Annotated in this window: 19 protein-coding genes; 7 read left to right on the plus strand and 12 right to left on the minus strand. The window is 63.9% G+C overall.

The window, feature by feature from the left end; translation table 11 throughout:
• Positions 1 to 3 precede the first annotated feature (3 nt).
• The gene (locus IVB12_RS02525; protein ID WP_247295298.1) at positions 4 to 2,331 is read right to left on the minus strand and encodes an ATP-binding protein; all 2,328 of its coding nucleotides are present in this window, start codon (positions 2,329 to 2,331) and stop codon (positions 4 to 6) included.
• Between the two features lie 134 nt (positions 2,332 to 2,465).
• On the opposite strand from IVB12_RS02525, the gene xth reads away from it, so the two are divergent.
• Positions 2,466 to 3,263 carry an exodeoxyribonuclease III gene (xth, locus tag IVB12_RS02530; RefSeq protein ID WP_247295299.1) on the plus strand — a complete coding sequence of 266 codons (798 nt, stop codon included), beginning with the start codon at positions 2,466 to 2,468 and terminating at the stop codon, positions 3,261 to 3,263.
• A 15-nt stretch (positions 3,264 to 3,278) separates the two neighbouring features.
• Here xth and IVB12_RS02535 read toward each other — a convergent pair whose 3' ends face one another.
• From IVB12_RS02535 to IVB12_RS02570, 8 genes are all read right to left on the minus strand, one after another.
• The gene (locus tag IVB12_RS02535) at positions 3,279 to 4,103 is read right to left on the minus strand and encodes a tetratricopeptide repeat protein (protein ID WP_247295301.1); all 825 of its coding nucleotides are present in this window, start codon (positions 4,101 to 4,103) and stop codon (positions 3,279 to 3,281) included.
• Positions 4,090 to 5,811 carry a dihydroxy-acid dehydratase gene (gene ilvD / locus IVB12_RS02540; RefSeq protein WP_247295303.1) on the minus strand — a complete coding sequence of 574 codons (1,722 nt, stop codon included), beginning with the start codon at positions 5,809 to 5,811 and terminating at the stop codon, positions 4,090 to 4,092. Before ilvD ends, IVB12_RS02535 begins: the two co-directional genes overlap by 14 nt.
• A gap of 1,131 nt (positions 5,812 to 6,942) precedes the next feature.
• Positions 6,943 to 7,518, minus strand: a complete 576-nt coding sequence (locus IVB12_RS02545; RefSeq protein WP_247295305.1) for a hypothetical protein — start codon at positions 7,516 to 7,518, stop codon at positions 6,943 to 6,945.
• A 66-nt stretch (positions 7,519 to 7,584) separates the two neighbouring features.
• Entirely contained in the window at positions 7,585 to 7,806 is a 222-nt protein-coding gene (locus tag IVB12_RS02550; protein ID WP_247295308.1) for a hypothetical protein, read from the minus strand.
• Between the two features lie 93 nt (positions 7,807 to 7,899).
• Positions 7,900 to 8,157: a hypothetical protein gene (locus tag IVB12_RS02555; RefSeq protein ID WP_247295311.1), complete on the minus strand. Its 258-nt coding sequence runs from the start codon at positions 8,155 to 8,157 to the stop codon at positions 7,900 to 7,902.
• A gap of 101 nt (positions 8,158 to 8,258) precedes the next feature.
• The gene (locus tag IVB12_RS02560) at positions 8,259 to 8,471 is read right to left on the minus strand and encodes a hypothetical protein (protein ID WP_247295314.1); all 213 of its coding nucleotides are present in this window, start codon (positions 8,469 to 8,471) and stop codon (positions 8,259 to 8,261) included.
• 151 nt (positions 8,472 to 8,622) lie between these two features.
• On the minus strand, positions 8,623 to 8,799 hold the full coding sequence (locus IVB12_RS02565; protein ID WP_247295318.1) for a hypothetical protein: 177 nt from the start codon (positions 8,797 to 8,799) through the stop codon (positions 8,623 to 8,625).
• A 122-nt stretch (positions 8,800 to 8,921) separates the two neighbouring features.
• Complete coding sequence (locus tag IVB12_RS02570; protein ID WP_247295321.1) at positions 8,922 to 10,658, minus strand: adenylate/guanylate cyclase domain-containing protein; 1,737 nt, start codon at positions 10,656 to 10,658, stop codon at positions 8,922 to 8,924.
• A gap of 318 nt (positions 10,659 to 10,976) precedes the next feature.
• Between IVB12_RS02570 and IVB12_RS02575 the strand changes: the two genes are divergently transcribed.
• The 6 genes from IVB12_RS02575 to IVB12_RS02600 all read left to right on the plus strand — a co-directional run bounded on the left by IVB12_RS02575 (position 10,977) and on the right by IVB12_RS02600 (position 18,051).
• Positions 10,977 to 13,166 carry a lytic transglycosylase domain-containing protein gene (locus IVB12_RS02575; RefSeq protein WP_247295323.1) on the plus strand — a complete coding sequence of 730 codons (2,190 nt, stop codon included), beginning with the start codon at positions 10,977 to 10,979 and terminating at the stop codon, positions 13,164 to 13,166.
• A 98-nt stretch (positions 13,167 to 13,264) separates the two neighbouring features.
• Entirely contained in the window at positions 13,265 to 13,474 is a 210-nt protein-coding gene (locus IVB12_RS02580; RefSeq protein ID WP_247295326.1) for a hypothetical protein, read from the plus strand.
• 381 nt (positions 13,475 to 13,855) lie between these two features.
• Positions 13,856 to 14,167 carry a hypothetical protein gene (locus IVB12_RS02585; RefSeq protein WP_247295329.1) on the plus strand — a complete coding sequence of 104 codons (312 nt, stop codon included), beginning with the start codon at positions 13,856 to 13,858 and terminating at the stop codon, positions 14,165 to 14,167.
• A 757-nt stretch (positions 14,168 to 14,924) separates the two neighbouring features.
• Positions 14,925 to 16,910 (plus strand): PAS domain S-box protein, encoded by a 1,986-nt coding sequence (locus tag IVB12_RS02590; protein WP_247295332.1) that lies wholly within the window; start codon positions 14,925 to 14,927, stop codon positions 16,908 to 16,910.
• Complete coding sequence (locus IVB12_RS02595) at positions 16,907 to 17,575, plus strand: response regulator transcription factor (protein ID WP_247295333.1); 669 nt, start codon at positions 16,907 to 16,909, stop codon at positions 17,573 to 17,575. Before IVB12_RS02590 ends, IVB12_RS02595 begins: the two co-directional genes overlap by 4 nt.
• A 95-nt stretch (positions 17,576 to 17,670) precedes the next feature.
• Entirely contained in the window at positions 17,671 to 18,051 is a 381-nt protein-coding gene (locus tag IVB12_RS02600) for a response regulator (protein ID WP_247295335.1), read from the plus strand.
• Between the two features lie 54 nt (positions 18,052 to 18,105).
• Here IVB12_RS02600 and IVB12_RS02605 read toward each other — a convergent pair whose 3' ends face one another.
• The 3 genes from IVB12_RS02605 to lpdA form a co-directional block, all read right to left on the minus strand.
• Positions 18,106 to 19,074, minus strand: a complete 969-nt coding sequence (locus IVB12_RS02605) for a tripartite tricarboxylate transporter substrate binding protein BugD (RefSeq protein ID WP_247295337.1) — start codon at positions 19,072 to 19,074, stop codon at positions 18,106 to 18,108.
• An 80-nt stretch (positions 19,075 to 19,154) separates the two neighbouring features.
• Entirely contained in the window at positions 19,155 to 20,396 is a 1,242-nt protein-coding gene (locus tag IVB12_RS02610) for a threonine synthase (protein WP_247295339.1), read from the minus strand.
• A gap of 53 nt (positions 20,397 to 20,449) precedes the next feature.
• Positions 20,450 to 21,871, minus strand: coding sequence for a dihydrolipoyl dehydrogenase (gene lpdA, locus IVB12_RS02615; protein ID WP_247295342.1), 1,422 nt, complete (start codon positions 21,869 to 21,871; stop codon positions 20,450 to 20,452).
• Between the last annotated feature and the right edge of the window lie 143 nt (positions 21,872 to 22,014).

A 22,014-nucleotide genomic window follows, 5' to 3' on the forward strand; every position in this document is an offset into this window, starting at 1 on the left:
CGCCTACGCGCCGGTGATCTGCCTTTCCTCGTCCGTCCACTCCACCTCGATCGGCATCAGCTCCGGCTGAAGCGGCGCATCCTCCGACATGACGTGGCCGTCCAGCGCACGTAGCAGGGCCGCGACCAGCGCAGGCTTGCGCAGCGGCTTGGGCAGAAAGTCCGACATGCCGGCCTCGCGGCAGATCCTGACGTCCTCGGGGAAGGCGTTGGCGGTGAGCGCGATGATTGGCAGGGCTTCGAAGCGCCCACCTTGCGCACGGATCGCGCGGGTTGCGGCAAGTCCGTCCATGTCGGGCATGCGCACGTCCATCAGCACGACATCGTAGTCGCCTTCAGAGGCTGCCGCGACGGCGTCGACGCCGTCAGTGACGACGCGCAGCTCAACATCGAATCCGCCGAGCATCTTGCTCACGACCATGCGGTTGACGGCGTCGTCCTCGGCGACCAGCACCTTCAGCGGCCGGTCGAGCCCGGCGATGCGAGCCTTGAGCTCGTCGGCGTCGTCGCGGCCGGCATCGTGGTCGGACGCCTCCGCCTGGCTCCAGGGCAACACCAGGGTGAAGCGGAAAGTCGAGCCCTCGCCCGGCATCGAGGTGACGCCGATCGTGCCGCCCATCTGTTCGATGATGCGCCGGGAAATCGCAAGGCCAAGGCCGGTGCCGCCGAAACGGCGGCTGATCGAGGCGTCCGCCTGGGCGAAGTCGCTGAAGAGCTGCCCGAGCTTATCGGGGGCGATGCCGATGCCGCTATCGGTCACCGCCCATTCGACGGTCGCCAGCAGATCGCGCCGCGCCTGGCAGGTGACCGAAACCCTCACCTCGCCTTCGTCGGTGAACTTCACCGCATTGGATACGAGGTTGAGCAGCACCTGGCGGATGCGCGCGGCGTCGCCGCGCAGCGTCGTCGGCAGGTTCGGATCGAGTTCGACCTTGACTGAAAGCCCCTTGCTCTTGGCGGCCGCGCGCGCCACGGACGCGGCGGTCTCGACCAGCGCCCGCGGCGCAAAGTCGATCGCTTCCAACGCGAAGCGGCCGGCCTCGAGCTTGGACAGATCGAGGATGTCATTGAGGATGCGCTGGAGATTGTCGCCGGACTCGCGGATCGTGGTGACGGCCTCGTGCTGCTCCGGATCGAGCTTTGTCTCCAGCAGCATGCTGGCAAGCCCGAGCACGCCGTTCATGGGCGTGCGGATCTCGTGGCTCATCACCGCCAGGAAGTCGGACTTGGCGCGGCTCTCGGCTTCGGCCTTCTCCGCGCGCCAGCGTTCGGTCACGTCGCGGCCGAAGCCGCGATAGCCGAGGAACTGGCCATCGCGGTCGTGGGCCGGCTTCGCCGTCAGCGACCACAGCCGCGCCTCGCCGCCGACGACGACCTTGATATTCATCTCATGCAGCGGCTCGGCCTGCTCCATCAGGCCGATGATGTTGTAGGCCGCGCTCTTGTCCTCGGGGCAGAGCATGTCGAGCACGTCGGCGAAGTGCGATCCCTTCAGGAGCGGAAGCGGCAGCTGCGCCACGTCAACGAAGCGCTGGGGCACGTCGACGAGATGCCCTTCGGCATCGGTCTGCCACAGCCAGTCGCTGGCGTTCTCCTGAAAGTCCTTCAGCAGCAGCGAAATGATCTCGGTCTGCCGCTCAAGCTCGAGCTGGGCCTTGAGATTGCCGAGGAAGAGGTTGCCGTGGGAGACGATGTTGCGCGCCATGAAGAATGCGAACAGCAGCAGGAACACCGCCGTCACAAGATACGGCCCGTCACCGCACAGCAGCATCGCACCGGCGCAGGCGATCGTCATAGTGGCGAGATAGATGAGGCCGGCACGGGGGAAGGTCGATAGCGTGAACGCGCCGCCCGACATCATGCCGACCATCAGGCAGGCCAGGATGAGCTGGCTGGTTGGCTCGATGCGGCTGAACAGCGCCAGCGGCAGCATGCCCCAGATCGCGGCGAGGAAGAACGCCTGCCGCAGCATCTGCCGCGCGGCACGCGGCGAGGCCTCCCGCGGATTTCGATGCGACCGCCGCCACGAACGGACCGCGAGCGAGGCGGTGGCGGCGAGCGTCATACCCCAGATCGCGAGGAAGTCGTTCCAGCCCCTGCCCCAGAACAGGATCAGCACGATGGCGACGCTGAGCATGGTGACGGCCATCGTCACCGGGATCAGCCGCGTCACCGCCTCGATCTGCTTGGCGCGGATGCGCCGCAGCTCGCGCTCGCTGAGATCGGCGGTCAGACCATCCTCGATCTCGAAGCCGCCGAGCCAATACAGCAACGCGCCGATCACGCCGTCGCGCGGCTCAGTTCGCGTCATGGATTTGTCCGGCCATCCCATCCGAGGCACCTTTTCGGCATCAATGACCCGTCGCGCGCTTAAGCCGGGTTAATTTTGTGGGAGATTCTGCGGCCGCCTTGACGGGCGCGTTTGCATTTTGTTCTAACGGTGGCCCCCGCCTGGAGCCCCTCCCAATGCCCATCAGAGTAGCCACCTGGAACGTGAACTCGGTCCGGCAGCGGATCGACCTGCTGCTGACCTGGCTGAAGGAGTGCCAGCCGGACATCGTCTGCCTCCAGGAGATCAAGTGCGTCGATGAGGCCTTCCCCCGGCTGGAGATCGAGGCGCTCGGCTACAACGTGGTCACGCACGGGCAGAAGACCTTCAATGGCGTCGCCCTGCTCTCCAAGCTCCGGTTCGACGAGACCAAATCGGGACTCGCCGGCGATGACGAGGATGCGCATGCCCGCTTTCTCGAAGGCGTGGTAACGCTCAAGCAGGGGGTCTTGCGCATCGCCTGCCTCTATCTGCCCAACGGCAATCCGGTCGGCACCGACAAATATCCCTATAAGCTCAAATGGATGTCGCGGCTTCTTGAATATTCGAAGGAACGCCTCAAGGAGGAGGTCCCGCTGATCCTCGCGGGCGATTTCAACGTCATCCCGCATGCCCGCGACGTCCACAACCCCGCCGCCTGGACCGAGGATGCCCTGTTCAAGACCGAGACGCGGGAGAGCTTTCAGTCCCTGCTCGGGCTCGGTCTGACCGATGCCTTGCGGGCGGTCACGGATGAGCCTGGGCTTTACACCTTCTGGGACTACCAGGCCGGGGCCTGGCAGAAGAACCAGGGCCTGCGCATCGACCATCTCCTGCTGTCGCCGCAGGCCAGCGACCGGCTCGCCAATGTCGGCATCGACAGCTATGTGCGCGGTTGGGAGAAGCCGTCGGACCACGTGCCAGTGTGGGCGGATCTCGATCTCGAGGCGGCTTAAGGCCGCCTCTGCAGATCATTCCCGGCGGCCCTGCACCCATTGCTCCAGCATTTGCAGGCACATGGCACGGTCGTCGTCGGAGGCCTTGGCGAAGGCGCGGTTGTAGCTTTCCTTGATCCAGGTCTCCTCGGCCCCGGCGCTGTCACGCGCCAGCGTCAGCCACATCAGGCCGCGCGCGGCCTGCCGCGGCAGGCGGTCGCCGTTGAACAGCATCTGGCCAAGCAGGGCCTGGGCCTGATGCTGGCCCTTTTGTGCGGCGAGGCCGAGCCAGCGCGCGCCGTAGCGGAAATCCTCGCGCGAGGCGTCCGGCGTCTTCAGGTACAAGCGGGCCAGATCATACTGCGCGTCCGCGTTGCCGAAATAAGACGCGGCATAAGAGAACATCTCCCGCGCCCGCTCCGGATCCGACTTGATCTTCGAGTTCGGGATGCCGCTGAGATAGTAGCGGCCGAGCGCGACGAAGGCGTTGGCCACGATCTGCGCCTGAGGCGCCGACGGGCTGTCCTCGGCATGCGCATTGGCGATGCGGCTGAAATATTCGAAGGCGCGCAGATCGTCCTGGGCGACGCCGTCGCCATTGGCGTACATGCGGCCGAGCTTCCACTGCGCGATGGGGTGGCCACCCTCGGCGGCATATTGCAGGGCGCTGAGCGAGGTTTCCTGGGTTACGACCGCCGGCGGAATTCTGGTGCGAACCGTATTCGCAGCGCCCGGCAAGGTGGTCACGACCGGGATGGTCGCGTCCTTGTTCACCGGCGCACCGTCGAAGGCGAGCGCCGGCGCGGCCAGCGCTATAGCCCCCAACACAAACGCAACTATGGCACGCCTAGATGTCCGCATAGCACTGTTTCTCGTGCGCGCCGCCCGGATGGGTCACCGCCCCCCCGAGCGCTGGTCCAACCTGCTGAGCGTACTTCCAGAGCGCACCCGACGTGTGGTTAGTCGCGCGAGGTGCCCATTTGGTCTTGCGCTGGGCGAGCTCCTGGTCGCTCAATTTTACGTTAAGGGTACCGGCGACGGCGTCGATCTCGATGATGTCGCCGTCCTCGAGCAGCCCGATCGGGCCGCCAATCGCGGCCTCGGGCCCGACATGACCAATGCAGAAGCCACGGGTCGCGCCGGAGAAGCGGCCGTCGGTGATGAGCGCGATCTTGCCGCCCATGCCCTGGCCGGTCAGCGCTGCGGTGGTCTGGAGCATTTCCCGCATGCCGGGACCGCCCTTCGGCCCCTCGTAGCGGATCACGATGACTTCGCCTTCGCGATAGGTGCGCTTCTGGACCGCCTCGAAAGCATCCTCCTCACGGTCGAAGCACCTGGCCGGACCGGTGAACCTGAGGTTGGACATTCCCGCGACTTTCACGATCGCACCTTCTGGCGCCAAATTGCCCTTCAGACCGACCACACCGCCCGTGACGGTGATGGGTTTGTCTGCCGGGTGCACCACGTCCTGGTGCGGATTCCATTTCACGCTCTTGAGGTTTTCGGCGATCGTTCGACCGGTGACGGTGAGGCAATCACCGTGAAGAAATCCGTTGTCGAGCAGCGTCTTCATCAGAAGCGGGATGCCACCAACTTCAAACATGTCTTTGGCGACATAACGGCCGCCCGGCTTCAAATCCGCGACATATGGTGTCTTTTTGAAGATTTCGGCGACGTCGAACAAGTCGAACTTGATGCCCGCCTCGTGCGCGATCGCCGGTAGGTGCAGCGCAGCATTGGTAGAGCCGCCGGACGCGGCGACCACGGCGGCCGCATTCTCCAGCGCCTTGCGGGTGACGATGTCGCGCGGCCGGATGTTGGAGGCGATCAGGTCCATCACCTTCTCGCCCGCGGTCATGCAGAAAGCGTCGCGGATTTCATAAGGTGCCGGCGCACCGGCCGAGTATGGCAGCGCAAGGCCGATCGCCTCGGAGACGGTCGCCATGGTGTTCGCGGTGAACTGCGCGCCGCAGGCACCCGCCGAGGGACAGGCCACGCGCTCGATCTCGTCAAGGTCCTCGTCCGACATGGCGCCGACCGAATGCTTGCCGACCGCTTCGAACATGTCCTGCACCGTGACCTGCTGGCCGCGGAAATTGCCGGGCAGGATCGAGCCGCCGTAAATGAAAATCGACGGCACGTTGAGGCGGACCATGGCCATCATCATGCCCGGCAGCGACTTGTCGCAGCCGGCGAGGCCGACGAGCGCATCATAGGCGTGACCGCGAACCGTCAACTCGACCGAGTCGGCGATGCATTCGCGCGACGGCAGCGAGGAGCGCATGCCGTCATGGCCCATGGCGATGCCGTCGGTGACGGTGATGGTGCAGAATTCGCGCGGAGTGCCGCCGGCGGATGCGACCCCTTTCTTCACCGCCTGTGCCTGACGCATCAAAGCGATGTTGCAGGGCGCAGCCTCGTTCCAGCACGAGGCGACGCCGACGAAAGGCTGGTGGATCTGCTCGGTAGTCAGACCCATCGCGTAGAAGTAGGAGCGATGAGGCGCGCGCGCAGGGCCTTCCGTCACATGACGGCTCGGCAGCTTCTGCTTGTCGATCTTCGCGCGCATTGCAAACCAGTTTCCCCGGTCAACCTTTTCAGACCCGAAAAATCAGAGCCAAGATTTGAATCGACCTTGGGATTTCCCGTCGCCGTCGAAGACTGCCCGCTACCCTTAAAACATTAGAGTGATTTTATTCATGTTCGGGTGTGGCTAAAAAGCGGCGACGACGCGAACGGCCGGTGATCAAAGTTAAATCCGGGGGAGTGTTGCGTGGATAGCACAATCGTGGCTCGGAAGACTCGGATAAGCCTACAGTGATACCTCGCGGCCATGCCCGATCTACAGCTTAAGCGGCGAAGAAGCCGCGCCCAGATTGGGCTCGTCACATGGCGCGCGGCTGCACTGAGTCGAGGACCCGCTTTGCCTGATCACGTCGGCGCACACCGCCGTCGCCGCATCGCAATGATGGATCAAGAGGCGATATCGTAACTCTCCGATGTGCTTTTCAACGCGCAGACACGCCTTCGCGTCCTCGCGGCGCGTTTCGCCCGAGCTTTGCTTGATCTCTCCACCCTCAAAGCCGAGAGGGCGCAGGGAAGGCCGGATGCTGACCTGGCACCCACGGTCCGCTGTGCGAAAGGCACACGCAGGAAAAACTGCACAGCGGCATACAGGTGAAGCCCAACACACGGCCTTCCCTGCGCAGTGGTTTGACGGCTTATGCCGTGCTCTCCTGGGAGCCGAATTCGTTCTGGCCTCCCTCACTCGCGCGAAAGTCGCGGACACCGCGCCGGTTGGCGCCAATGCCGCATCCGCAAGAGCTTGACCGTAGCAACGACGGCCAGGACCACACGGTTTTGCCGTACGCGCGGCTCGCCTGCGCCACAGGGTTCGACGGCGTTGTGCACCTTGCCATCGACATGCTGGCGAGACCTTTCAGCGCCGTCCGTCTGCGCGAAGCTTAAGGGCTCACGGAGAGCAATCCGCCCTGCCCCTGACTTATCGCGCCCGACGCTGCCGCGTCCACCGCAAGCCCAGCTCCGCGATCATCACGACACATGATCGCCCCTCTCGGATGAGCCGGGATGGGCGATACATATGTCATTTCCGAATTTCGGTAAAGCGGAATATTTTTGAACGCGCCGCTTGACACCAGGCAGGCCGAAATTGCCAGGTGTTTTGCCCGTCGGGATGTGCTCAGGCATTCCGCAGCGGGCGGATTAACGGATCGACCAGACGGACGATCTCGCAGGCGGCGACGAGGCCGGCGAGCCACACGGCACTGGTGAGCCCAATGCGCGTCACGATGGCAGCGGTGAAGGCGCCCTCTCCGCCGAGGACCGGCGTCGCGGCGAGCAGCGCGAGCTCATAGGCCGCATAGGCGGCAACAAGCGTGACGGCTAGCGCCAGCGGCGTGCGGCCCTGCGGCAGCGTACGCAGCACGGCGGACGAAACGGCGGTCGCCAGCAGCGCAGCCGCGCCGGTCGCAAAACCCCAGGCGATGGCACTGCCGTCGATGGGGTAATGCAGCGCGCCGAAGCCGACGGCCTGGTTCACGAGCCAGACGCCGGTGACGACGAGCAGTGCCGGCCGCAGCGGCAGCATCGCGGCCGCGACAACCGCGAAGGCCGCAAACGGCGTGGCGCAGGCGAGCGCGAAGCTTGCGAGCGCGCCTGACACCGTCAACAGCGCAAAACAGAACATCCGCGCAAGGCGCGGCGCGACGGGGTGAAGCCGGAAACGGTCGTTATGAGATGGCAGGATGAGAGCCATGGTGATCTCCAGACGGTCGTCTTACCACGTCTGGCGATGATTTACGATTTACGCAAGCCAGCACGATCAGGCTGGCGTTCTCTCGGAGCCGGTCCGGACCACGGCCCGTTCGCCGGCGTCGACGAGCTGGCCGATTCCGGTTCGGCCCATAAGCGCGCACCGGACGATGTTTTCAGCGACCGACCTCCGGAAGCCATAGTCCTCGCCATCGGGCCGACCGCGGCAGATCCGGTCCAACGCCAATTTCATGTTGATCCGTGTGCGGGTGTCGAAGTGCTCGCTGATCATTCGCCCGGCCTCGATGGGTTGATAATGGCCCAGAAACGCCCCGGCGGTGGGCCCGGTTCCAAATCGGAGATCAAGCTGCGAGTGCGTGGCGACTTACGTCCGCCCGCGCGGGCGCTGGGCTTGCGCCCACGCAACGGCGACGTCGCGTGACGGAACATCGATGCGCTTGATCGGCGTCAGTTCGCCGGAGGCGGAGACGATCGCGGTCTCCTCGCGGCGGCAGCGCGGGCACACGAAGCGGACTTCGTGGGGGGACGTCGACCAGCTTGAACGTTTGACGTTGGCAGCCATCGGCCAGGCGTCGCAATGCGAGCACGACACCAGGAACCGGCCGGGATCGAGCATACCCATTCCATCGAACTCCGCGTCCTGCCCGCTTCCTCAATGATTAATCCATGTGAATCGTTCCGGTGCCTAGGCACCGCCGGCCTTGGCGCGTCAGCGACTTTGGATCAGTGCGCCCCCTTAAGGGTGCAGGAGGTCGTGCAGGTCACCGTCGTGCCGCGATCGCATGCTTTGCAGGCGCTGACGCACTGGTTCATGTCGCGCGGATTGTAGCTGCTGTAGTTTCGCATCGGGCAGGTCGAGGCCGAGCCGGTGATATCCTGCTCCTGATTGCAGGCTGCCATCATGAGCGCGACTATGATCACTGCAACGAGGCGCATGGGATTGCCCGTCGAACATGGCAAGTGACACTCGCGGGGCACGCTGCATTGCAACGGATCCCGGCCTTCCCACCACGAACCGTCGCCGATCAGCGACGTCCGCATGCTGCGAGAATGCGCGCCAAATCTTAAGAACGGATTGCAGCCGGCCTCAGGCCGCGGCCCTGGTCGCGATCGCCTGCCGCGTATCCACCGCCAGCTGGCGGTACTGTTCTCCGAGATTCAGATAGAACTCGCGCTTGGCGCTGTCGGTCGCGAGCTTGGCGATCAGCTCGCATTCGGCGGTGAGCGTCTCGAACCGTTCGAGCCTGTCCTCAAGATGTGTCATCGGCGTGTCCCCATCAGACGCCTCAAGGACATCAAGCCTAAGCCCGGGAAATAGGTCACGGCGAACATCGTTATGAACTAGAATCGTTTTTTCCAGTCCGTGGCGAAGGACGGCAGGCACGCCTATTTCTGCTCCAGCCGCCAGGCGCCATCCCAACCGCCGTCGGGCGGGTTGACCTCGAACTGCGCGATGCGGCCGAGCAGCGTGTGCGAGGGACCGTCGCCCGGGACCGCTTCGAGCGCGGCGTTGAAGGCGGCGCGGGCGTCGTCGAAGCGCCGGGCGCGATAGGCGGAGAGACCTTCGGCATAGTGCGTGCGCAGGCTCGCTTGCGCATCGGTGAGTGCGCTGGCCCTGCCCATCACCTCGAAAACGGCTTGCGGTGCGCTCTGGCCCGCCACCGCGAGACGATCGATCTCGCGCAGCTCGAGGCGCGCGCCGATCGCCTCTGCCGTTGCTTGCGAGATCAGGATGCGGGTCCCATACGTCTTGTTGGCGGCCTCCAGCCGCGAGGCGAGGTTCACGGCGTCGCCCATCACGGTAAAGCTCATCATCAGCTCGGAGCCGATGCTGCCGGTCAGGACCTCGCCCGTGGCGATGCCGATGCGCAGATCGCAGGGCGCCGGCATGGCGCGGATGCCGAGCAGATCCGGCAGCTGCTTCTGGAGCGCGGGCACCTGATCGGCCATCTCGATGGCGGCAAGGCCGGCGAGCATCGCCTGCTCGTCCTCCTCGATGAAGGGCGGCCCCCAATAGGACATGATGGCGTCGCCGATATATTTGTCGATGATGCCGCGATTGCTGCGGATGTGGCCCGACATCACCGTGAAATAGTGGTTCATCACCTTGACGAGACCGCGCGGCGTCATGCCTTCGCTCATCGAGGTGAAGCCGCTCATGTCGCAGAACATGATGGTCATGACCCGACGCTGGCCCTCGATGGCGACCTCCGGCCGGTCAATCAGGCCCTGCACCACCTTGGGGTCGATATAGCGCCCGAAGGTCTCGCGGATGCGTTCGTTGTGGCGCAACTGCTCGATCATGCGGTTGAAGGCCGCGGCAAGCTCGCCGATCTCGTCCTGCGTGGAGACGGCGATCGGCTTGTCGAACCGACCCGCCTCGACCTCCCGGGTGCCAGCGAGCAGCAGTCGCACCGGGCGCGTGATGCCGCTACTCACGAGCAGCGCAAAGGCAAATCCGACGATCGCTGCGAGTAACGTCACGACGCCCGACACGATGATCGCCTGGTGCTGGCGGCTGATCACCTGCGACGTGCTGAAGAAAACCTGCGCCAGCATGTCGGTGCGGATCGCATCGATCTTCTGGTTGAACTGGTCGCGCAGCGCATCGATGTGCTCCAGCGTGCCGCGGGCCTCCGCCATCTGCCTGGCATCGACCTGCTTGACCAGCTTTCCGTGGTCCTCGTCAAGATCGCGGCGCAGCTCAGTGACGGCGGTCTCGATGCGGAGCTCGATCCGCGCCAGCGCGGCATAGTCGGACGGGGTCCTGGGATCGTCGATGATGGCGTTGATGAGCTTGCGTGCGCTCTCGGCTTCCTCCTCGATCTTGCGGTCGGTTTGATCGAACTCGCGCAGGCGCGCCGCATAGGCCTCCTCGTCCGAGGGAGACTGCATCTTGGTCATGACCATGCGCCGCAGTGCCAACGCCCGTTCCAGCGAACGGACGTTGGCGCGCGCCAGATGCCCATAGGCCGGGATGTAACGGTTGGTCAGCTCGTCCAAGAGGACGCCGACCTGGCTCGACATCACCATCGACAGGATCGAGGTGATCAACATGAGAACGATCAATCCGAGGGCGACCCCGACGATCTTGCGGCGGATCGACTGGTTGAAAATCGGCATAGGTGCAGGGCAAAGGCTGAAAGGATGAACGATGGAACTCAATATACCGGAATTGGTCGTAGGGACACGCACAATCTGGCGGGCCTGACGTCCTGAACCTGCACAACCCTTGCACGGCCCACTAACAAAGGTTTAGCGGCGCTGTCCCACCACCATTTCGGAAGTTCCCGAGTTCCCATCCGTATTTCGCCGCATTGTTGCGGGAGCGTGAGAAATGCGAAACGATGTCATGACATCGTTTTGGTGTTGTTTTTTGATTCTCAAACCGCATGTCGTCGCGGACCTTGGTTTGTAGTGGTTTCGCAGGGGGGCCATCGAATGAACCAGTGCCTACGCTCGCTCGCGTGTGTCGTTGCCGTAGCCGCGATCGCTCTTCTTCCTACCGCGTTGGCGGCGAAGAGCAGTCATAAATCATCTGCGCCGAAGAAGACGAATGAGGCGAAGGCCGGCAAGCAGCGCCATGCCTCGGCCGCCAAAGCGCGGCACGGTAAGCACGCCGAAGCCAAGCGCAAGTCGAAGAAGACGGTCGAGGTACCCTCGGACAAGCCGGCGCCGCCGCCGCTGACCGGCGATCTCGCCGCGCTGAGGGATGCGATCGACCTCGCGCGCAAGGGCAAGACCGACGATGCGGGCGCCGCACGCGACCGCATCACTGACCCCGCCGGACAGAAGCTTGTGGACTGGTTCATGCTGCGCCATTCCGAGAGCACGGCGAATTTCAAGCGCTACGCCGCCTTCCTCGCCGCTAATCCGGACTGGCCCAGCAGCGCTCTGCTGCGCCGGCGCGCCGAGGCGCGGCTGTGGCAGGAGAAGAGCGAGGCGGCCATCGTGCACAAATTCACCATGGACCGGCCAACCAGCGCCAAGGGCAGGTTCGCGCTGGCCCGCGTGCTGCTCACTGAAGGCGAGACCGACAGGGCCGCGCGTCTCGTGCGCGAGGCCTGGCGCACGGATGAATTGTCCGAGCGGAGCGAAGAAGACTCCTACGCGGCGTTCCACGACCTTCTATCCGCCGACGATCACCGCGCGCGCATGGACAAGCGTCTCGGCACCAAGGACTACGCAGGCTCAAGACGCGCAGCCAAACGTCTCGGCGAGGATGCGCTCGCGATCGTAAAGGCCTGCGCCGCCGTCACCGGCAAGGCGAGCAAGGCCAAGGACTATCTCGAGGACGTCTCGACCGAGGCGCGGCGCGATCTCGGCTATGTACTGTGCCGCGCCCAGTGGCATCTTCAGAACGACCGCATCGACGACGCAGCCGAGGTGATCCTCGCCGCCCTGCCCGACACGATGGCGGCGCAGGACACCGATGCCTGGTGGCGCGAGCGCCGCCTGCTGGCACGCAAGCTGCTCGACCAGGGCAAGTTCAAGACCGCCTACGACGTGGTGCGCACGGCCGCGGTGCCGGAAAAGGAGGTCTACCGCGTCGACTACCATTTCATGTGCGGCTGGATCGCGCTGCGCTATCTCGACGATCCCAAGACGGCGATGGTGCACTTCGCCGCGATCGACGAAGGCTCGGCCAATCCCATTGCGCTGTCGCGCGCCCATTACTGGCGCGGCCGCGCCGCCGAAGCGATGGGCGCCACCGTCGACGCCCGCATGAGCTACAAGGCGGCGGCGCGCTATCAGACCGCCTATTACGGCCAGCTCGCCCGCGCAAAGCTTGGCCTCGACCGGATCGAGCTACGTGCGCCCTCCCCGGTGCTGCCCGCTGCCGACACGCAATTGGCGGACGAACGCGTGCGCGCCGCCAACATGCTCTACGATATCGGCGAGCGCGACGTGGTGTTCTATTATGCCGAGGATTTTGCCAAGGAGAGCACCGACGTCGCGGCGCTCGAAGCCCTCGCTGAGCTCGCGGGCCGGCGCAACGATGCGCGCGTGATGCTGGAGATCGGCAAATCGGCGCTGGCACGCGGGCTTGCGCTCGACCACTATGCCTTCCCCACCATCGGCATTCCCGAGCACAAGCAGGTCGCGCCCGCGATCGAGACCAGCGTGATCTATTCGGTGGCGCGCACCGAAAGCTCGTTCGACCAGCGCGACAAGTCGCCGGCCAATGCAGTCGGGCTGATGCAGGTGACGCCGGAAGCGGGCCGAGACACCGCCAAACGCTTCGGCCTGACCTATGACTGGAACAGGATGGTCACCGATCCCGTCTACAACACGCAGATGGGCGCGGCCGAGCTCAGCGCGCTGTTCTCGGAATATCGCGGCAACCAGATCATGACCTTCGCCGGCTACAATGCCGGCCGCGGTCGCGTGCGCGAATGGGTGCAGGCGCGTGGCGATCCCAGAGACCCCAAGGTCGATCCGGTCGACTGGGTCGAGCGCATTCCGCTGTCGGAGACGCGCAACTACGTCCAGCGCGTGATCGAGAACGTGCTGGTCTACCGCGCACGGTTCGAAGACAGCGGCATGATCGCCGGCAAGAGCGACCAGCGCGTCGTCACGCACGAGGCTGGCGCAACGGCACCCGTGGCGGCCGCAGCACCTGCTCCCTAGTCAACGCCGCCCGGGGCTGAACGCGGCGCCTGCAAGGTTCCGGTGCTGCGGCTTCCACGCGCGTGCAGTCGCGCAGCTAGGTGTCACCTCCTTCCATCGTGATCAGATCGCGACCGTCCAAATATGCGCCGGTCAAGGCTCTTGCGAAGGTCCAGGCGTGTATCGTGCAGCTCCAGCACGAGACGGCACTCAGGACCGCCAACGTCTCGATCATGTTTCCAGCGAACTCGACGTTCTCGGCGGCCGGTTCTGTCCACCCGGGCATCGGCCATCGCATGAACAACGTGACGAGTTCGCCGCGGCGGTAGCAATCGTAGTCACAGTAACGGCGCTGCGTCCGCACATGCCGGACATAGCCGGAGCGGATTGACCGCGAGCATGTGCTGCACGTGACGGTGGGCAATGGGGGATCGTGATTGACCACCACGAATTTCATGAAGCCGCCCTCACGCGATCTTTGGCGAGCGCCTCGCAGAACAGAGCGTAGCACTGATAGTCGCAGTAAGGCAGACCTGTCCGAATCTCGCGGAGATAGCTGCTGCTGATCGGCTCGCAGCACTGCATGCACCAGGTCTTCCGGAACGGAGTCCGGCCGTTCACCAATACGAACGCGAATCTCACGTGGCACCTCCCAAAGCGAAGCAGTAAACGCTGTCCAACGGAGAAAGTGCGGGCGGTGGAGCGCAAAGATGGTTTCGGCCGTCCGGATTATCCCTGTTTCGCTCCACTTTTTGCGGGGGGATCAGAATGAATCTCCCGTCCTCCCTGCGCCGTGCATAGAGCCGGCCGTCGATGTACTTGATATCAGTCGGATAGCAATCGGCGCTGCTGCAGCAACTGAGGCTCGGATTATCCGGCATGTGCCAGGTCGAATAGAATTTTTCGTGCAGCGCCTGGTCCTGGACCGGATGCTGGCGATGAACGGCACCGTCTCTTGTCTCCTGCGCCTGGACCGTCGCAGCGGAGCCGAGGAGAACGATCGAGCACAGAAGCTTGCATGAGCGGTTCAACGCACGAGCTCCTGGATTAGAAGTCAGCTCTCCAGTTCAGCGCTCACGCGACCTGAGCCCGGAACAGCCACCGGCGGTCGCGTTCGCGGCGTGTGCGGAAACGATCAACGCACTTCTTGGAGCAGAGCGCTGTGCGCCAGGAATAGTAGCGGATCAGGCCAAACTTGCCGCCACACACCGCACAGCCCTTGATTGAAGAGCAACGTTCGGACTCGGATAAGCGAGGCTCAGGAAGTTGCGACGTATTGCACATTTGATCTCTCCCTTGTTGCTTGGTTCCCTTCGACCTCACGCGGGTCGTGAATTGCCGCAACGCGGCTGGGTGTCGAGAAATGCGGCGGCCTCGTCCTTGGTCGTGAGGCCTCGGCCGTACGCTTGAGACCCGATCTCGCCCGACCGATGCGATTGGCTGGTCGACACTCCCGATGGTCATGAGGCTAGTCCGCCAGGCATCAGGCGCTCAATTGTACGGAGGTAAATGGTCGCCATGACTAGGAATGGACGAGCTATACCTAGGTTTGTCCCGTACTCGCCCGGGGGCTCTCGCGCGGGCTCGCGTTCAACGAGACCACGCACGATGCGCGGGTTGCACGGCGAGCGCGAAAAATCGGCGCTGAGGTGACCAGGATGGCGAGCAGCCAATTCCAAGCCCAACGTCGTAACCGGCATCCGACTTTGGCCGGAATTGCTCCTCCGGCGCCAACGTGCTCTACTTATGTTCACGCAGAGAGCGCCGGGAGCGTCTGCGATGAAGCCGGGCCGGGCAGGAACGTTCGGGAAGTCAGCCGCGCAATTGCTCGTCGGCTGCGTCAGGCAAGTTGTCACCCCCAAACCGCGCAGCGAGCCCAGCGACGCCGGTCTGCTGGAGGCGGTCAAGCAATGGCAGCAAGTCTTCGAGCACAACCCGGTCATGTATTTCATGGTCGATCCGAGCGGAACCGTGATCAACGTGAACACGTTCGGCGCGGCGCAACTGGGCTATACCGCCGCGGAGTTGATCGGCCGATCGGTGCTGGATGTGTTCTTCGAGGAAGATCGCGACTTCGTACGCGCGTGTGTCGCGCTATGCCTCGAGACCGTTGATCAGTCACACACTTGGGAAATCCGGAAGGTTCGCAAGGACGGCTCGGTGCTATGGGTGCGCGAGAATGCCAAGACCATGCTGCGGGCCAATGGCGGGCCGATCGTGCTGGTCGCCTGCGAGAACATCACCGAGCGCAAGGAAGCGGAGAATGCGCTGCGACAGAGCGAAGCTTACCTCGCCCAGGCACAGGAATTGAGCCACACCGGCAGTTTCGGCTGGAGGGCTGCAACCGGCGAGATCACATGGTCCAAGGAGACCTATCGCATCTTCCAATGCGACGAGGGGACTAAGCCAGAGATACCCTTCATGCTCCAGCGGATCCATCCGGAGGACCGGCTCGCAGTGCAGCGGACCACGGGCCGGGCGGCGCGCGAGGGGAAAGATTACGATCACGAATACCGGCTGGTGATGCCCGACGGTTCCGTCAAGTACGTCCGAGCGGTCGCCCGGGCGACGCGAGATGCGAGCGGTCACGTCGAGTTCGTGGGGTCGGTGACTGACATCACGGCGACCAAGGAGGCAGAACGCAGACTTCGTGACAGCGAGCAGCGCTTTCGCGACTATGCCGAAACCGCCTCCGACTGGTTCTGGGAGACGGGGCCAGACCATCGCGTCACTCACATATCGGAACACTCTGATACCGTCACCGCCCCCGCGGGCCTGATCGGGCTCACGCGTTGGGACATTGCTCCCGACGCCGATCTCGAGCCGGAAAAATGGCGACAACATCGGGCGGCGCTCGATGCTCACGTCCCGTTCCGCGATCTGGTTTACCGCAGCAAGGACCGCAACGGACAGCCGATCTATGTCCGCACGAGCGGCAAGCCGTTCTTCGACGCCAACGGCACCTTTCTGGGTTATCGGGGCGTCTGCACCGACGTGACCGCGGCCATCCGGGCCGATCACGCCGAAGAGGCGCTGCGCAAGGCGCAAGCCGAGCTCGCTCATGTGACGCGCGTCACGATGCTGGGCGAGCTGACCGCTTCAATTGCCCACGAAATCAACCAGCCCCTCGCCGCCGTGATCGCAAACGCCGACGCCTGCCTGGCCTGGCTGCAGCGCAGTCCGCCCGATCTCAAGGCGGCGCGCCGCTCCGTGGAATGGATCATCGAGGACGGCAAGCGTGCCAGCGACGTCATCCGTCACGTTCGGGCGCTCGCCAAGCGATCCGATATCGAGATGGCTCCGCTCGAAGTCAGCGTGGTCGTGCGCGAGGCTGTCGCGCTCGTTCAGCGCGAGATGGCGAGCCATGCCGTGTCGGTTCGAATGGAACTGTCGTCGGCACTGCCCAGGATCTTTGGCGATCGAATTCAATTGCAGCAGGTCCTCATCAACCTGATCAAGAACGGCATCGAGGCCATGGAAGGCATCGATGACCGCCCGCGCGAGCTGGCGATCCGTTCAGCGGTTGACGACGATGGCGCGGTGCTGGTGAGCGTCTCCGACTGCGGCGTCGGCATCTGCGAACAGGCAATGGACCGCCTGTTCATGCCGTTCTTTACCACCAAGTCCAGCGGCATGGGCATGGGCCTGTCGATCTGTCGCTCCATTATCGAGGCCCACGGCGGACGACTTTCCGCCATACCGAACGAGGAGCGCGGCGCGACTTTTCAGATCACCCTGCCACTCCATCGAGAGGAAGCATCGTGAACGAGCGCGCGGGGCCTTCGCCCAAGGAGGACGGCGATCAGCCAATCGTCTTCATCGTCGACGACGACGCGTCCATGCGTCGTGCGCTTACCAATCTGTTCGAGTCGGTCGGCCTCAGGGTGGAAGCATTCGGCTCGGCGCCGCAACTCCTCCAGACCAAGCCGCCGGAAGTCCCCAGTTGCCTGGTGCTCGACATCCGCCTGCCCGGAACGAGCGGCCTTGAGCTGCAAACCGATCTTGCCAAGGCAAATATCCATACGCCCATCATCTTCATTACCGGTCATGGCGATATTCCCATGACCGTTCGGGCCATGAAGAGCGGCGCGATCGACTTCCTGACCAAGCCGGTTCGCGACCAGGAAATTCTGGACGCGGTCCAGGCCGCGATCGAGCGAGACCGCAAGCGCCGCGATCTTTACAAGACCGTCTCGGACGTCAGATCACGCTTCGAGTCACTGACCTCGCGGGAGCGGGACGTCTTGTCACTGGTGACGTCGGGCCTGATGAACAAGCAAGTGGCCGCCCAGCTCGGTTTGGCGGAAATCACCGTCAAGATCTATCGCGGCCAGATCATGCGGAAAATGGGGGCGAAGTCGCTGGCCGACCTGGTGAGGATGAGCGAGGCGCTCGGGATTCGACCCAGCAAGCCCGACGTACAAACCTAAGTATGAGTTTCCAATGATGACCGACGGGTCCACCTTGCGGGTTTATGCGAGGCCGTACGACGGCAAGCGTAATTCCCGGGCGAGGAGCGGACGCATTGTCAGTGGCTTCGGTCATTTCTGTGCTTGACGATGATCCCTACGTGCGGGCCGCGATTAACAATCTCTTGGAATCCCGCGGATACATCGTCCACACATTCGCCTCCGCCGAGGAGTTTTTGAGGTCGACCGATTCGACCGACACCTCGTGCGTGATCGCGGACGTGCAGATGCCGTCGGTCACTGGAATCGATCTACTGACGCAGATGCGCGCGCAGGGGTCGGCAACGCCGTTCATCTTCATCACCGCTTTCCCGGATGAGAGCGTGCGTGTGCGTGCGCTTAAAGCCGGGGCAAGTTGTTTCCTCGGTAAACCGTTTGCCGCCTCGGATCTGATGAAATGCCTGGAGGTGGCGCTGCAGCAGGTGACGAAACCATGAAGCGATTGTCCGGCGATCAGCGAATGCGAGACACTGACACCAGCGCAGCCCACCTCAATCCACCTTGATATTCGCCGCCTTGATGATTGGCCACCATTTTGCGATCTCCGCCTTCTGGCGGTTGCCGAGCGCTTCTGGCGTGAGCTGATCCTTGGGCGTCATCTCCAGGCCCTGGCTTTCGAGCTGCTTCTTCACTCCAGGATCGTTCAGCGCTTCCACGGCCGCCGCGTTGAGCTTGGTCACGACCTCCTTCGGCGTGCCCTTCGGCACCCACATGCCTGACCACAGCGTCATGTTGAAACCCTTCAGGCCCGCCTCCTCCGCGGTCGGAATCTCCGGCGCCGACGGCAGGCGCTTGTCGTCGGTGATGGCGTAGGCGCGGATGGTGCCGGCGCGGACCTGATTGATGGAATTGGAGGTCTGGTCGACGATGAGGTCGATCTGGCCGGCGATGAGATCGTTGAGGGCGGGCGCTGTGCCGCGATACGGCACGTATTGCAGCTTGATGCCGGAGACGCTCTCGAAATAGACGCCGGCGATGTGGCTGCCGGAGCCCGCGCCGGCCGTGCCTGCCGTGGGCGGCGATGGCCGCGACTTCAGCCATTCAATGAGCTCCTTCAGCGAGGTCGCCGGCACTGCGTTCTTGCTGACCACAATCATCGGATTGCTCGGCAACAGCACCACCGGCTCGAGGTCGGCGACGAGGTCGTATTTGAGCTTGTAGACGGCACCGTTGGCGACGTGGGTGCCGAGATGACCGAACGAGATGGTGTAGCCGTCCGGCGGTGATTGCACGGCGCGGCCGACGCCGATCGAGCCGCCTGCGCCGGTGACGTTCTCAATCACCACGGGCTGGCCAAGCGATACGCGCATGCGCTCCGCAAGCACCCGCGCCATTGCATCCGACGGCCCGCCGGCCGCGAACGGCACGATGATGGTGATGGGACGCGTGGGATAGTCCTCAGCGCGCGCGGCGCCTGCAACAGCGAGAATGGCAATCAGCGCAGCCCAAGCGGCCTTCATGGTCCTCTCCCCAGCGTCATTGTCATTTTGACCCTCTGCCCGCGTACGGGAAGAGGGATCATTCGTGGCGTATTGCCGCGCTAGAACTGCGTGTAGTCGATCGGCTTGTGGCGATCGAGCGTCCGGGTGACCGGCGGCAATGGATATTTCAGCCCGGTCGCACAGTTGAACAGCATGACGCGGTCGGTCTTGCTGACACGGCCATCGGCAAGGCTCTGCTTGTAGGCAGCGTAGGTGGCGGCGCCCTCGGGGCACAACAGCAGCCCCTCCTCGCGCGCAACCTCGCTCAGCGCCGACGAGATCTTGTCGTCGTCGACCGCGATGGCAAAACCCTTGCTCTGCCGCACCGCGCGCAGGATCAGGAAATCGCCGATCGCCTGCGGCACGCGAATGCCGGAGGCGATGGTGTGGGCATCCTCCCACCGCGTAGCATGCTCGGTGCCGGCGTCATAGGCCCGCACCATCGGCGCGCAGCCAGAGGCCTGCACCGCCACCATGCGCGGACGCTTGGACCCGATGAAACCGATCTTCTCGAGCTCGTCGAACGCCTTCCACATGCCGATCAGGCCGGTGCCGCCGCCGGTCGGATAGAAGATCACGTCGGGCACGTCCCAGCCGAGCTGCTCGGCAAGCTCGAGGCCCATCGTCTTCTTGCCCTCGATGCGGTACGGCTCCTTCAGCGTCGACGTATCGAACCAGCCGACTTTTGCTTTCCCCTCGCCGACGATCTTGCCGCAATCGTCGATATAGCCGTTGACGCGATAGACGGTCGCGCCCTGGAGCTCGATTTCGCTGACATTCACCTCGGGCGTATCGGCCGGGCAGAAGATCGTTGTCTTGATGCCGCAGGAGGTCGCATAGGCCGCCAGCGCGGCGCCGGCGTTGCCATTGGTCGGCATCGCCATGTGCTTGATGCCGAGCGCCTTGCCCATCGACACCGCCATCACGAGGCCGCGCGCCTTGAACGAGCCGGTCGGCAGCCGTCCCTCATCCTTCACGATGATCTCGCCACCGCCGAGTTTGGCGCCGAGCTTCGGCAGCCGGATCAGCGGCGTCGTGACTTCGCCGAGCGAGACGATGTCCTTGCATTTGCGGACCGGCAGCAGCTCCCGGTAGCGCCACATGTCGGCGGGACGCTGGGCCAAAGCGTCCTTGGTCAGCGCCTTCTTCGCCCCAGCGAGGTCGTAGCGGACCAGCAGCGGCTTGCCGGCCTTGGAGAGATTGTGGACCTGGTCGGCCGCGTAATGATCGCCTTCCATCGCGCATTCGAGATGCGTGACGAAGGTCGGGCGCTCGATGGTGAGGTTGTCGTTGTCGTGCATGGGGTGGTTTCCTTCTTATTTTGAAAACAGCTCTTTGGTCGCCTGGCGAGCGGTCAAATATTCAGCACCCGTCCATAAGCATCCAGCACGGCTTCCTTCATCATCTCCGACAGCGTCGGATGCGGGAACACCGTGTGCATGAGCTCTTCTTCCGTGGTCTCCAGGTTCATGGCGACGACATAGCCCTGGATCAGCTCGGTGACTTCAGCGCCGACCATATGAGCGCCGAGAAGCTGTCCGGTCTTCTTGTCGAAGATCACCTTGACGAGGCCCTGGTCCTCGCCGAGCGCGATCGCCTTGCCGTTGCCGACGAAGGGGAAGCGGCCGACGCGGATCTCGCGGCCGCTTTCCTTGGCCTTGGCTTCGGTCAGGCCGACAGAGGCGACCTGCGGCTGGCAATAGGTACAGCCCGGGATCATGTTCTTGTCCACGGGATGCGGATTGAGGCCCTTGATTGCCTCGACGCAGATCACGCCCTCATGCTCGGCCTTGTGCGCGAGCATCGGGGGACCTGCGACGTCGCCGATGGCGTAGATGCCAGGAACGTTGGTCCTGCCGTGGCCGTCCACCACGATGATGCCGCGGTCGGTCTTCACCCCAAGCTTTTCGAGGCCGAGATTCCCGATGTTGCCAACCACGCCGACAGCGGAGATCACCCGCTCGAACTCGGTCGTCACAGGCTTGCCCTTGCCGTCGTCGATGGTGGCGACGACGCTGTCGGCCTTCTTCTCGAGCTTCGTCACCTTGGTCGAGGACATGATCTTGATGCCCTGCTTCTCCAGGCGCTTGCGCGCCAGGCCCGCGATCTCGGCGTCCTCGACGGGCAGGATCTGGGGTAGCACCTCGACCACCGTGACGTCGGAGCCCATGGTGTGGAAGAACGAGGCGAACTCGATGCCGATCGCGCCGGAGCCGACCACCAGCAGCGACTTCGGCATCCGTTCCGGCACCATCGCCTCGAAATAGGTCCAGACCAGCTTCTTGTCCGGCTCCAGCCCGGGCAGCACGCGCGGCCGCGCGCCGGTGGCAACGATGATGTGCTTGGCCTGATAGCTCCCCTCGCCCAACGTGCCCTTCGGCGCCTCGACGTCCGATTTACTCACAGTGACCTTGCCGGCCGCGTCGATCGACGCCGCGCCCCAGATCACGCTGACCTTGTTCTTCTTCATCAGGAAGCCGACGCCGTCGTTGAGTCGTTTCGAGACGCCGCGCGAGCGCTGCACCACAGCCTTCGGGTCGAAAGACACTTTCTCCGCCGCCAGGCCGTAATCCTTGGCGTGCTGCATGTAGTGGTAGATCTCGGCCGAACGCAGCAGCGCCTTGGTCGGAATACAGCCCCAGTTCAGGCAGATGCCGCCCAGATACGCTTTCTCGACGATCGCCGTCTTGAAGCCGAGCTGTGCGGCGCGGATCGCGGTGACATAGCCGCCGGGACCGGAGCCGATGATGATGACGTCGAAGGATGTATCGGCCATGCTGTACGCTCGTTCCATCGTTCAACCGGCTTGAATGTTACGGCTCGTCATTGCGAGGAGCTCTTGCGACGAAGCAATCCAGTCTGCCGGTCACGTCCTGGATTGCTTCGCTTCGCTCGCAATGACGACGCAAATTCGCCGCG

The sequence above is a fragment of the Bradyrhizobium sp. 179 genome (genome assembly GCF_023073535.1).
Taxonomy (GTDB): Bacteria; Pseudomonadota; Alphaproteobacteria; order Rhizobiales; family Xanthobacteraceae; genus Bradyrhizobium.